Consider the following 12,700-nt stretch of genomic DNA (forward strand, 5'->3'; position numbering starts at 1 on the left):
CTTATTCTGTATATAAAAGGTAGTTATCTACTAGGTGTATTAAACTGCGATCTGCAAGGTTGTTGCTGGCGCTGGGAATATAATCGGCGATGCGTCCTGCAGAATCTACAAAGCTCAGTTCGCCAGGGCCGGTTATTAAACCGATATAGGTTTTTTCTCCAATGCCATCTCTACGTAAAGTTTCTATCTGGCCGCTGATCAAACCATCGTCTGAAGCGGTTCGGGTGGCAAGAATGTGGTAACGTATAAAGTCTGCTACCTGATCCTGTTGCCCTCCATTTGAAGGGTTAAAGTCAGGGATTCCTGTTGTGGAATCACCCGGTAGGACACCATCTCGTACTGCTTGTTCAATAGCAGCATTATTGGGTACCACAAAGGTGTAAGATGTACCGAGTTCAACACCGGTAATGCTTCCGGCAGCGGGATCATAGAGTAAAGAATTCTCTAGATAATTATAAAAATTGCTGTATTCTGAATCAGGTTCTTCCGCCAAGCGCATAATATCTAAACCGGGCGCTTCTTCACTAAATTCCAGTAAATTGTCAATATAATAGGTGCGGCCGTTGCGCTGATCTTCAAACCCTATAATGTTTACGCGGTTGCCTAAGACTTCATTTCCTGCGGCAAAGACTGTATTGTTTTCCCATTTAATATATTCTCCCGGAAGGTCAAAGTCACCGGAACGAATGATTCCAGAACCGGAAAGGTCATTAAGTTCGTCATTAGGCGTAGGGATAATTCCGTTATAAAGCACGCGCAACAAACGAGACCTGGCAATAGTACCGGCCACGGTGTTTCCGGTAGCAGGATTTGTATACACCCATTCTTCACGGTTAATGTTGTAATCGTAACCTAAATCTCTAAGAACATCATCAGACGGCAGGAACAGCGTGTATCTGCTATTGATATTGCTTATAATTTCGCGATAGCCTGAACCATCATTATACAAACGTGTCGCTAAGGTAAATTCAGGATCTAAATACGCTGACGTATATACACTAAAAAATAAGTTAGACTCTTGCACTTTATTGGTGCCATAGAAGAAGCCATTGCTCAAAACCTGAGCTTCATTTACTTCAGTGCTTAAATCAATGCGTATATCTTCTTCTAATGCATTACTATAGGCTTCCACAAGCGAAGGCCAGACTGCATTTTGTACCATATGCGCATTTACAAAATCCTCAAAAACATATTTTGGGAGAAGGTTTAGCGATGCATAATTCTTGAGCAAGACTTCATCAATAAAACTCTGTAAAACGCTATTCTCAGGAACAAACATGGTGTAAGCATCGCTTTGCCCATCATTGTCTGCTTCTTTGAGGTAGTTTTCATTATTTGGTGAAAAGGATAGCGCAGGGTCATATACTTTTATGTAAACCTGATCTGTATTTCTAGTAAAATTCTGATAGGTAGTGGTCGCATCCTGATCAAACACATAGTTTACAAGATTGTCCTCAAGGATGCTTCTAAAAAGGCTGTATTCGCTGCTGGTTTCAAGCTTTTGATCAAGATTGATTAACGGAAGCGAAACTTCATCAACTTCGTGAATGATCCCGTTTTCTGCTACAATATCAGCATTGACCATCGCAGAACCCAGTACATTAAAGCCGGTGTACGATTGCCCCGGGAAGAAATAATTGTAATCAAAAGCTCCCAAGCCATTGGCGGTCATATATTCATCTACAAAATAGGTGAGGTATTTATTGTTGTTGTCCCCGGGAATGTAAGGGTCGCCGTCAGGAGCGTTATTCCGGTTTGAACCGGCGACAACGATTTCGTTTCCATCTACTGTCTTGACTTCAAAACCATCATAATAGGCGGTTCTTCTTCTGAAAGCGTTGTCTTCTTCCCAGCCTGTATTAGATTGATAGTCTGAAAGACGCTCTGTTCTAAAGGCATTGTAGATAAGCGCGTATCTAACGATCTTGTTTGCCAAGACGGAATCGATTGCACTAACGTTAGCGATACCTTGTTCTTGAAAGAAACGCTCAAAAGCCTCATCGTTTGGGGCGATCATGGTCCAGTAACCAGCTTTTCCTAAGATGTCTTTGTAATTGGCTTTTTCAATAAGTTGTGTAAGCACAGTAAAATTTCCTCGAGCTTCTAATTGTTGATAAATAGGCTCCTCAAGGTCATCGGGTCTTGCATAATATTCATCAAATTCTTTAGAGCTGCAACTAGCGATAACGATTGCGCAACAGAGAAATAAGATGTACGTGAGTAATGGTCTATTCATTTAATTGATTTATAGCTGATGAATTGATAGATGGATTAGGGGGAGCTCCATCTGTGTGACTTGTTAAATTTATTAACAACCCAAATGTATTAGGAAATCTAATTTTGACTATCCTGCTCTAACCTGCTTAAAATATGCTAAATGCATTTAGTTGTGGGGGTTAGAGGTGGGTTGATGCGCGTTGAAGTCAGAGAATATGCAGGATGGTGTATGATTTACATTTATTTTTATTTTTTATGATAAATTTTAGAAGTTTGATGAGAATACTTTGCAAAAACTGATCATTTTTAATTGTTTGTTGGTTTTGGAGAGGATCAAAACAGTATTTGCTTAAAGATATGAATTGTCAATTCCTGGTAAATTCGTCACATTTCTATTGAGCAGGCATTTTTTTTAGTTAAATATCCACGAAAATTCAGTTTATAAACAAAATTCTTTGGATAACAATAAATAGTATATTATGTTTGTGCAATCGATTGTATTTTTACTTACTTAAATTGAAATCGATTTCGTAATCCGTTATTACTAATCTTATGAAGAAATCAAGTGTCTTTTATGCTGTGCTCATCCTTTTAATAGGAATTAGCAGTTCTTGTAAACAATCTGCCAAACAGGAATCGCAAGAGGATATCGCAGTGACCGAAAGTTTGTCTCTGGAAGGTGAAAAATGGTCTGTTCAAATGGCTGAGTCTATCAAGCATAGATTCCCGGAAGGCTATCAAATTGATGACCGAACCACGGCAAAATGGGATTATGTACACGGACTGGTTTTAAAAGCTTTTCTTGATCTTGAGATGGTGACAGATTCTGTTGTGTATTACGATTATGTGGCTGATTATGCTGATCAGTTGATCAACGAAGACGGAAGTATTCAAACCTATACGCTGGACGATTACAATATAGATATGATCAATGCCGGTAAATTGCTCTTTGAGGTGTACGAACGCTCGGGGAACGAAAAATACCTGAAGGCGATGCAATTATTGAGAAAGCAATTGGCTGAACATCCCAGGACATCACAAGGCGGTTTTTGGCATAAAAAACGCTATCCAAGTCAGATGTGGTTAGATGGTTTATATATGGGAGCGCCTTTTTATGCCCAGTACGCAGTCACTTTCGGTGATTCTGAAAATTTAAATGACGTCGCTAAACAATTTGAATTGATTCAAGAACACGCGATTGATGCTGAAACTCAATTACTCTATCACGGTTGGGATGAAAGCAAAGAGCAGCAATGGGCTGATCAAGAAACCGGCGTGTCGCCTAACTTTTGGTCCAGATCACTAGGTTGGTACATGATGGCTTTAGTTGATGTGTTAGATTATTTTCCGGAAGAACACCCTAAACGAAAGGAGTTGATTTCTTATTTACAACAGCTTACCGAAGCTTTAATTCCTTATCAACATGAAAGTGGTTTATGGTATCAAGTGCCTACGATGGGAGACCAAGAAGGGAACTATTTAGAGGCATCCGGATCTTCTATGTTTGCTTATGCAATTGCAAAAGGAGTGAATAAAGGCTATCTTGATCAGCGTTTTAAAGCTGTAGCCAATAAAGCTTTTGACGGCTTAACGCAAGAACTCATTGTACGTAATGATGATGGAACGATTACCCTGACTCAGGTGTGCGCCGTAGCCGGTTTAGGAGGAGATCCGTATCGCGATGGTTCGTTTGAGTATTATGTAAATGAGCGTCAAAAAGACAACGACCCAAAAGGAACAGGTCCGTTTATTATGGCTGCACTTCAACTAGATCGCTAATCAAACAAGAATCAAAAAAAATGAAAACTAGAATTTTATCAGGAGCTTTTGCCTTAGCAGCGCTTGTAGCTTGTAAAGAAAAGGAAGAAAAAAACACTGTTGAGGAAATCATTGAGATAGAGGAAGTTGACCCGGAAACCTATGCTGAAATATCGGTAAAAAAAGGCGGTAGCTGGAAAGAAGATACACGAGAATATATTGACGGATCTTTTGAGAATGTAGACGAACTTATAGTTCCTGAGGAACACACAGATCATTCTTGGTATATACGCTATGAAGGTCCGGGATGGGAAAATAAGCAAACCGCATACCGTCTGTATTTAGACTGGAGAAATGCAATAGATATTTTTGGTAAAAAAGTAGATACTCTAGTGCTTCCTTACGTGGGGACAGATGGTTTTGACTCCTATCATAATAATGCACCTTGGGGGCAGGATATTTTGAAAGCCGGGAAATCTATGGGGATTGGCGGCTACGGAAGATTTACCGGTGATACCATAGCACACTTTGATGAAGTTCAGAAAACCAGTGTAAAAGTGAATAACGAAGCTTCTCAATCAAGTGTGGTAATTAATTATGAAGGTTGGAAAACCGGTGACGTTACAACAGACCTAAAGTCGGTTATCAGTATTTTTCCTGAAGATCGCTTTTTGAAAGCCGAACTCACACCGAGTTTTTCTTTTGATGGTTTAGCTACCGGTATTGTGAAGTTTGAGGATATTCCTTTAATGCAAGCAACAAGCGAAGATGGGTCTTGGGCCTACATCGCAACTTATGGCGTGCAAACATTAGCAGGAGAGCAGGACCAGCTGGGTATGGCAATTTTTTACAAAACCGAAGATGCAGAGGTTGTTGACGGTCCGCACGATCATTTGGTAGTATTTAAACCTTCAACCGAAACGCAAACCTATTATATTCTAAGTGCTTGGGATCAAGAGCAGAACGGAATTAAATCAAAAGAAGCTTTTGAAAAAGATTTAGCGAAAAAACTGGCTAAACTTGATAACCATGGGGTTTTAGAATAGCCATACCATACAGTACAGGATAAGGAAAGCACACAACCTTTATAAATTTGGGTTTAGAGAAATTTAATGTTCCGTTTAAATAAAATGTAAATTTTACATTTAAAAAATAGAATTGTAGCTTTGAGAGATAACTTAAAGTGTAAACAGAAAAAATAATTCCATGACAAAATCAGAATTTAGATACGCACATCATCCTGAGGATGTAAAAAGATATACTACTAAAGAACTTAGAGAGCACTTTTTAATTCCGGAGTTGTTCGTTAAAAATGAGATCAATCTTACCTATACAATGTATGACAGGTATATCGCCGGAGGTGCATTTCCTGTTGATCAAGCGGTAAAACTTGAGCCTATAGATGATCTAAAAGCTGAGCATTTTCTTGATCGTCGCGAATTAGGAGTTATCAATGTAGGAGGAAAAGGTAAAATCACCGTTGATGGTGAGGTTTATGAATTGGGTAATAAAGAAGCACTTTACGTAGGTAAAGGTGTGAAAGAGGTTGTATTTGAAGCTACTGAAGAGCAGCCTTATTTTTATATCAATTCGGCACCTGCACATCACGCGTATCCAACAAAAAAGGTAACTAAAAAAGAAGCCGAAATTGTAGAACTGGGTGATACAAAATATTCTAACAAACGTGTGATCAATAAATTATTGGTCAACAGTGTGGTTGATACATGTCAACTTCAAATGGGGATGACAGAGCTGCAAGAAGGTAATGTCTGGAACACAATGCCGGCGCATACACATACCCGAAGAATGGAAGTATATTTCTATTTTGATCTTGAAGAAGGGCAAACCATAAGTCACTTTATGGGACAGCCAGACGAGACCCGTCACGTATTTATGAAAAATCACCAGGCGATCATTTCACCAGAGTGGTCTATTCATTCTGGCGCAGGTACTTCAAACTATACGTTTATTTGGGGAATGGCCGGTGAGAATATGGATTACGGCGATATGGATGGCGTTTCACCAGAAGATTTGAAATAAGATGAGTTTATTCAGTTTAAAAGGGAAGACTGCACTAGTCACCGGATGCAAACGAGGAATAGGCTTCGCAATGGCTGAAGCTTTAGCCGAAGCCGGAGCTGATATTCTTGGAGTTTCAGCTTCTTTAGAAACTTCGGGATCAGCGATTGAAAAGGCGGTGAAAGCCGCTGGAAGCAGTTTTAAAGGATATCAATGTGATTTTTCAGATCGTAAATCGCTCTATGCCTTTATAGAAAAGGTAAAATCAGAAAATGATTCTATAGATATTTTAGTCAATAACGCCGGTACGATTTTACGTGCTCCGGCAGCAGAACATAGCGACGAATACTGGGATAAGGTAATTGAAGTAAACCAGAATGCGCAGTTTATTTTAAGTCGTGAGTTGGGTAAAGAAATGGTAAAACGCGGCAGCGGAAAGATCATTTTTACCGCCTCGTTATTAACCTTTCAAGGCGGTATTACCGTCCCTGGTTATGCGGCTTCAAAAGGAGCGATCGGTCAACTTACGATGGCTTTGTCTAACGAATGGGCCGGTAAGGGCGTTCAGGTTAATGCGATTGCTCCGGGGTATATCGCTACAGATAATACCGAGGCATTACGCGACGATCCTGATCGTAGCAGTTCTATTTTGGCGAGAATTCCGGCAGGTAGATGGGGGAAACCCGAAGACTTTAAAGGACCGATCATATTCCTGGCTTCTCAAGCCAGCGATTATATGAGCGGAACCGTAATGACCGTAGATGGCGGTTGGATGGGAAGATAAATCTCATCATAAAAATTTAAGATCATGAGTATAGGTACAGCAGCACAGGTTAAAAACACATTTATAAAAGACAGCTTTCTTTTAGAAAATAAATATGCTGAAGAACTTTATCATAAATACGCTGCTCCGCAGCCTATTATTGACTACCACAATCATTTGCCACCGGCAGAGATCGTGGCTGATAGACAATTTGAGAACATCTCAAGGGTGTGGCTTAACGGAGATCACTATAAGTGGCGTGCGATGCGCACCTTGGGTGTAAATGAGCGTTTTATTACGGGTGATGCTTCAGATGAAGAGAAGTTTATGGCTTGGGCCAAAACTGTTCCGCACACGTTGCGTAATCCATTGTATCACTGGACGCATTTAGAATTGAAGCGTTATTTTGATATTGATGAGCTGCTTAATGAACAAAGCGGTCCGGAAATTTATGAAGAAGTGAATCGCCAGTTACAGCTTAAAGAAAACAGCTGTCGCGGGTTATTGACCCAAATGAATGTAGAAACTGTTTGTACTACCGAAGATCCTTTAGATACCTTAAAACATCATCAGGCTTATGATGGCGCTGATGCCGGACTCAAGATGAGCACCGCTTTTAGACCGGATAAAGCGATTTTAATAGAAGCCGAAGATTTTAATACGTATCTTGATAAGTTGGCTGAAGTTTCCGGAGTTTCAATTGTATTGTATGCAGATTTGCAGGAAGCTTTGCGTCGGCGTATCGACTTTTTTCATAAAAATGGATGCCGACTTTGCGACCACGGCTTGAATCAAATCTCGTGGACAGCATTTACAGATTCGGAAATTCAAGAAATTTTTAAGAAACGCCGAGGCGGTGCCAGTCTTTCTTCCGTAGAAATTGAAAAATTTAAGACAGCCATTTTACTTTTTTTAGGAGAAACCTATCACGAATTAGGATGGGTGCAGCAATTTCACTTAGGCGCTTTACGCAACAATAATAAGCGTATGCTGGCGCAATTGGGGCCAGATACCGGTTGGGATTCTATTGGAGATTATTCTCAAGCAGAAGCCTTATCAGGATTTTTAAATGCCCTTGACAGCAACGATAAATTGACTAAAACCATAATCTACAACCTCAATCCTTCAGACAATGAAGTGATGGCTACGATGATTGGTAATTTTAATGACGGAAGCGTTAAAGGGAAGGTTCAATTAGGTTCCGGATGGTGGTTTTTAGATCAGAAAGACGGAATGGAAAAGCAAATGAATGCGCTTTCTAATATGGGCTTGATTAGTTGTTTTGTTGGGATGTTAACAGACAGCCGAAGCTTTTTGTCGTTTCCGAGGCACGAATATTTTAGACGTGTGCTTTGTAATCTATTTGGTAAAGAGATCGCTTCGGGCGAAATCCCAAATGATATGGATTTGGTAGGGCAGACGATTGCCAATATCAGTTATCACAATGCTAAAGAATATTTCAACTTCTAGAACCTAATGCATAACACTCCAGACATAATCACCTTTGGCGAAGTGCTGCTACGACTGTCACCTGCAGAAAACCGAAAATTGACGCAGGCCAAGTCGTTAGATTTTTTCTTTGGCGGTACCGAAATGAATGTTGGGGCTTCTCTAGCAGTTTTAGGAGAGTCGGTAAAACATATAACCGCTGTTTCTGACGACCTAGTGGGCGAAGCCGCCCTTGCAAGTATGCGACACTATGGTCTTGATGTTGCTGATGTTCAGAAAGTCGCACATCCTATAGGCCAATACATACTTGAAGTTGGTTCGGGAATGCGTAGCAGTCAGATTGCTTACAACCGTTTAAATGGATCGTTTGCAAATATTCAGCCTGAAAACATAGCTTGGGATACCATTTTTGAGAATGCTCAATTTTTTCATTGGACTGGGATTACCCCGGCGATTTCAGAAGCAGCATATCAAGCTTTAAAAGCAGGACTTGTATCTGCAAAAGAAAGAGGTTTGCAGATTACTGCAGATCCCGCATACCGCAGTAATTTATGGCAGTATGGGCGAAAAGGACAAGAGGTCTTAAAAGAATTGGTAAGTCTATCTACCATTTTTATTGGTGGCGTAAATGAGATCAATGAAATTCTAGGAACTTCTTACGGGCTAGATCAAGATGGATTTATCGCAGCCAGTAAAAAGTTGATGGAAGAATGCCCGAGCATTACACAGATTTTTGATAAGATCAGAACCGGTATGAGCGCTTCGTGGCAAAAGATCTACGGAAGAGCTTGGGTAGAGAATACCTATTTTGAAACATCAGAATTAGAAATTACACAGGTGGTGGATCGAATAGGAACCGGAGATGCTTACGCAGCCGGACTCATATACGGTTTGCTGCATTTTGATGCCGAAAAAGCACTGAATTTTGCCAACGCGGCGTGTGCATTAAAGCACACCATTTTAGGAGATGTGAATCTGGTTTCTGTTGCTGAGATCAACGAGGTGATGCAAGGGAATACCGGTGGAAGAATTAAAAGATAAAACAACAATTAATGGCTAATTATTCACGTATAGAAGTGGTGCTTCAGATGAAGGAAAACGGAATTGTTCCGGTTTTTTATAATGCTGACATAGCGGTTTGTAAGCAGGTTTTAAAAGCTTGTTATGATGCAGGCTTACGCACTTTTGAGTTTACCAATCGCGGAGACTTTGCTCACGAAGTTTTTGCTGATTTAAATAAATATGCTAAGGCAGAACTGCAAGGGATGATGATGGGAGTAGGCTCTGTGCTAGATGCAGGAACCACATCTTTATATCTTCAATTGGGAGCTGACTTTATTGTTTCTCCAATTGTCAATGCTGAAATGGCAAAAGCGTGTAACCGTAGAAAAGTGGCCTGGATGCCGGGTTGCGGTTCGGTTACTGAAATTTCTTATGCTGAAGAGTTGGGTGCTGAGGTCGTTAAGATCTTTCCGGGAGCACAGGTAGGTGGTCCTGCTTTTGTTAAAGGAGTAAAAGGGCCTTTACCTTGGGCTAGTATAATGCCTACAGGTGGTGTGAGCCCTACCGAAGAAAACTTAAAAGAGTGGATTGCAGCCGGAGTACACTGCGTGGGGATCGGGTCTAAACTTTTTTTAAAAAATACAGATGGAGGCTACGATTATGGCGCGATCACACAAACGATCAGCTCGGCGCTTGATCTTGTTAAAAAATTACGCTCATGAGCAGGCTGAAGAATTTTATTTTAATAGTTCTTGCCGTAGTTGGCCTTGTATGCCAGACTGCTTGTAAAGAAGCTTCAGATTCTCGCGTGATCAAACTGGCGCATGGTCTTGATGTGTCGCACCCGGTGCATAAGGCGATGGTTTTTATGGGCGAGCGTCTCAAAGAAAAATCGGCCGGAAAGCTCAGTTTAGATATTTACCCCAGCCAGCAATTGGGTTCTGAGCGCGAATGTCTAGAACTATTGCAAATAGGAAGTTTGGGGATGACTAAAGTGTCCACCGGTGTACTTGAGAATTTTGCACCGCAACTTAAAGTATTCGGTCTTCCTTTTTTGTTTAGAGATGCAGAGCATCGGTTTGCGGTTTTAGAAGGTGAGATCGGAGAGCAATTGCTGAGCTCGAGTATTCCGCAGCGCCTTAAAGGCTTGACGTTTTACGATGCCGGTAGCCGCAGTTTTTATACTAAAAAACCGGTAGAAACCCCTGAAGATCTAAAAGGCCTAAAACTACGTGTGATGGAAAGTCAGACGGCGATGAATATGGTTAAAAACCTTGGAGGTTCTCCTACGCCAATTGCCTGGGGCGAACTCTACACAGCTTTGCAACAAGGGGTTGTGGATGGTGCAGAAAATAACTTGCCTAGTTTTTACCTGTCGCATCATTATGAGGTATGTAAATACTTTGTAGTGGACGAGCACACTGCGCTACCTGATGAGTTGTTGATAAGCACGCTTATCTGGGATGATCTTTCTGAAGAAGAACAGCGCTGGGTAAAAGAGGCAGCTGATGAATCGCTGGCTTTTGAAAAGGAAATTTGGCACGAAGCCGAAATGGAAGCGCTTGCCGAAATCAAGAAAGCCGGAGTAGAGGTAATTACACCAGATAAAGAACCGTTTCGCAATCGTGTGAAATCAATGTATGAGGAGTTTTCTCAGAATCCTGAGATGAAAAAGCTAATAGAACAAATTCAAGCCGTTAAAACCAATTAAAGTATGAAAAAAAGATTAGACAAAATTTTAGGAGGCATCTTGGTTTTTCTGATGGCTTCAATCGTTATCGCTGTGCTGTGGCAGGTCTTTTCTAGATATGTGCTGCAAGCAGCTAGTTCGTTTACAGAAGAGATTGCGCGCTTCTTGCTGATCTGGATCGGTATTTTGGGAGCGGCTTATGCTGCCGGGCAACAAGATCACTTAGCGATTAACATACTTCCACCTAAACTCAACGTCAAAAACCGGATTAAACTGCGAATGGGGATTAATATTTTGATCATTTTATTCGCGCTTTTTGCTTTGATCGTTGGCGGCATCAATTTGGTTTACGTGAATTTTGAACTCGGCCAATATTCTGCAGCACTAGGCTTGCCGCTTGGTTTTGTTTATGCCGTATTACCCATAAGTGGCGCATTGATTATTTGGTATAAGATCATCGAATTAGCGAACCCTCAAAAATATTTAGCATCATGATTGAAGTATTAATTCTGGTACTGGTTTTCTTTGTGCTTCTGGGTATTGGGGTGCCTGTGGCTTGGTCTATTGGGATTTCGTGTTTATTGACCATTATGGTCTCTATTGATTCGCTAGCCAGTGTCACCACAATTGCGCAGCGTATGGCTACCGGTTTAGATAGTTTTTCGCTATTGGCAATCCCTTTGTTTGTGCTTGCCGGTCAAATTATGAATCAAGGCGGAATAGCGCTACGACTTATTAATTTTGCTAAAGCGCTCATGGGCGCGCTACCCGGAGGACTGATCTATGTGAATGTTATAGCAGCGATGCTTTTTGGTGCAATTTCAGGTTCTGCGGTAGCAGCAACTTCAGCGATTGGAGGGATTTTAGGGCCCTTTATGGAAAAAGAAAATTATTCTAAAGAATTTGGAGCGGCGATCAATATTACGGCTTCGACCACAGGATTGATCATTCCACCTTCTAATGTATTGATCGTATATTCGCTCGCGAGCGGCGGTGTCTCTATCGCTTCATTATTCCTTGCAGGATATATCCCCGGAATTTTAATGGGACTTGCACTAATGTTAGTGGCTACCTTCTGGATCAAAAAGAAAAAATACCCTGCAGGTGAACGCAGTAGTTTTGGAACGATACTCAAAACCTTTTTAGATGCTTTGCCTAGTTTGTTGCTGCTAGTCGTTGTAATTGGCGGAATTGTAACTGGGGTTTTTACAGCAACTGAAGCCTCAGGTATTGCAGTGCTGTATTGCTTAGTGCTTTCGTTTGTATACCGCGAATTAAAGATTTCGAGTCTTAAGAGCATTTTCTTAAGCTCTGTGGGTACCACGGCGATTGTGATGCTCTTGATTGCTACATCAATGAGTATGTCGTGGGTAATGTCTTTTGAGAACATTCCTCAAAATGTGAGTTCAGCATTGCTTTCGCTTAGCGACAATAAACTGGTCATCCTGATCATCATCAATGTTCTTTTACTCTTTGTAGGAACTTTTATGGATATGACTCCAGCAGTCTTGATATTTACACCTATATTCCTTCCGGTGGTCACAAGTATGGGAGTTGAGCCGGTTCAATTTGGAATTATGATGGTAATGAACCTTTGTGTGGGACTATGTACCCCGCCGGTGGGCGCAGTATTGTTTATTGGAGTAGGAGTGGCAAAAACTTCAATTCAGAAGATAATGAAACCCCTGCTGCCCCTTTATGCAGTAATGGCCATCGTTTTATTGATGGTAACTTTTATTCCGGCGATAAGCCTGTGGTTACCTTCATTATTTGAATAATTAATTAACGCATCAACCAGATAA

At 40.9% G+C, this 12,700-nt stretch carries 11 protein-coding genes; 10 read left to right on the top strand and 1 reads right to left on the bottom strand.

The genetic code is table 11. The annotated features are described in order from the left end of the window. Position 1: 1 nt before the first annotated feature. A complete protein-coding gene (locus tag LDL79_RS12005; protein WP_225597847.1) occupies positions 2–2,236 on the bottom strand; it encodes a fasciclin domain-containing protein in 2,235 nt (744 codons plus the stop codon). Between the two features lie 533 nt (positions 2,237–2,769). On the opposite strand from LDL79_RS12005, the gene LDL79_RS12010 reads away from it, so the two are divergent. The 10 genes from LDL79_RS12010 to LDL79_RS12055 all read left to right on the top strand — a co-directional run bounded on the left by LDL79_RS12010 (position 2,770) and on the right by LDL79_RS12055 (position 12,676). Continuing rightward, complete coding sequence (locus LDL79_RS12010) at positions 2,770–3,996, top strand: glycoside hydrolase family 88/105 protein (RefSeq protein ID WP_225597848.1); 1,227 nt, start codon at positions 2,770–2,772, stop codon at positions 3,994–3,996. Between the two features lie 20 nt (positions 3,997–4,016). After that, a complete protein-coding gene (locus tag LDL79_RS12015; RefSeq protein ID WP_225597849.1) occupies positions 4,017–5,021 on the top strand; it encodes a DUF4861 family protein in 1,005 nt (334 codons plus the stop codon). A gap of 160 nt (positions 5,022–5,181) precedes the next feature. Then, positions 5,182–6,015 (top strand): 5-dehydro-4-deoxy-D-glucuronate isomerase, encoded by an 834-nt coding sequence (gene kduI, locus LDL79_RS12020; RefSeq protein WP_072983945.1) that lies wholly within the window; start codon positions 5,182–5,184, stop codon positions 6,013–6,015. Position 6,016: 1 nt separating this feature from the next. Beyond that, positions 6,017–6,778, top strand: a complete 762-nt coding sequence (locus LDL79_RS12025; protein ID WP_167596355.1) for an SDR family NAD(P)-dependent oxidoreductase — start codon at positions 6,017–6,019, stop codon at positions 6,776–6,778. Positions 6,779–6,802: 24 nt separating this feature from the next. After that, positions 6,803–8,227, top strand: a complete 1,425-nt coding sequence (gene uxaC, locus LDL79_RS12030) for a glucuronate isomerase (protein ID WP_225597850.1) — start codon at positions 6,803–6,805, stop codon at positions 8,225–8,227. A 6-nt stretch (positions 8,228–8,233) separates the two neighbouring features. Further along, a complete protein-coding gene (locus LDL79_RS12035) occupies positions 8,234–9,247 on the top strand; it encodes a sugar kinase (RefSeq protein ID WP_225597851.1) in 1,014 nt (337 codons plus the stop codon). Positions 9,248–9,258: 11 nt separating this feature from the next. Further along, positions 9,259–9,930 (top strand): bifunctional 4-hydroxy-2-oxoglutarate aldolase/2-dehydro-3-deoxy-phosphogluconate aldolase, encoded by a 672-nt coding sequence (locus tag LDL79_RS12040; RefSeq protein ID WP_225597852.1) that lies wholly within the window; start codon positions 9,259–9,261, stop codon positions 9,928–9,930. Next, positions 9,927–10,919 (top strand): TRAP transporter substrate-binding protein, encoded by a 993-nt coding sequence (locus LDL79_RS12045; protein ID WP_225597853.1) that lies wholly within the window; start codon positions 9,927–9,929, stop codon positions 10,917–10,919. Before LDL79_RS12040 ends, LDL79_RS12045 begins: the two co-directional genes overlap by 4 nt. A gap of 3 nt (positions 10,920–10,922) precedes the next feature. Next, positions 10,923–11,393, top strand: a complete 471-nt coding sequence (locus tag LDL79_RS12050) for a TRAP transporter small permease (protein WP_225597854.1) — start codon at positions 10,923–10,925, stop codon at positions 11,391–11,393. Beyond that, positions 11,390–12,676: a TRAP transporter large permease gene (locus LDL79_RS12055; RefSeq protein ID WP_167596361.1), complete on the top strand. Its 1,287-nt coding sequence runs from the start codon at positions 11,390–11,392 to the stop codon at positions 12,674–12,676. Before LDL79_RS12050 ends, LDL79_RS12055 begins: the two co-directional genes overlap by 4 nt. Positions 12,677–12,700 lie beyond the last annotated feature (24 nt).

This window comes from Leeuwenhoekiella palythoae, from assembly GCF_020310025.1.
Taxonomy (GTDB): Bacteria; Bacteroidota; Bacteroidia; order Flavobacteriales; family Flavobacteriaceae; genus Leeuwenhoekiella; species Leeuwenhoekiella palythoae.

Bases quoted from the DNA above. Each gene is read 5' to 3' on its own strand.
- LDL79_RS12005 (WP_225597847.1), bottom strand. From the start codon at position 2,236: ATGAATAGACCATTACTCACGTACATCTTATTTCTCTGTTGCGCAATC.
- LDL79_RS12010 (WP_225597848.1), top strand. From the start codon at position 2,770: ATGAAGAAATCAAGTGTCTTTTATGCTGTGCTCATCCTTTTAATAGGA.
- LDL79_RS12015 (WP_225597849.1), top strand. From the start codon at position 4,017: ATGAAAACTAGAATTTTATCAGGAGCTTTTGCCTTAGCAGCGCTTGTA.
- kduI (WP_072983945.1), top strand. From the start codon at position 5,182: ATGACAAAATCAGAATTTAGATACGCACATCATCCTGAGGATGTAAAA.
- LDL79_RS12025 (WP_167596355.1), top strand. From the start codon at position 6,017: ATGAGTTTATTCAGTTTAAAAGGGAAGACTGCACTAGTCACCGGATGC.
- uxaC (WP_225597850.1), top strand. From the start codon at position 6,803: ATGAGTATAGGTACAGCAGCACAGGTTAAAAACACATTTATAAAAGAC.
- LDL79_RS12035 (WP_225597851.1), top strand. From the start codon at position 8,234: ATGCATAACACTCCAGACATAATCACCTTTGGCGAAGTGCTGCTACGA.
- LDL79_RS12040 (WP_225597852.1), top strand. From the start codon at position 9,259: ATGGCTAATTATTCACGTATAGAAGTGGTGCTTCAGATGAAGGAAAAC.
- LDL79_RS12045 (WP_225597853.1), top strand. From the start codon at position 9,927: ATGAGCAGGCTGAAGAATTTTATTTTAATAGTTCTTGCCGTAGTTGGC.
- LDL79_RS12050 (WP_225597854.1), top strand. From the start codon at position 10,923: ATGAAAAAAAGATTAGACAAAATTTTAGGAGGCATCTTGGTTTTTCTG.
- LDL79_RS12055 (WP_167596361.1), top strand. From the start codon at position 11,390: ATGATTGAAGTATTAATTCTGGTACTGGTTTTCTTTGTGCTTCTGGGT.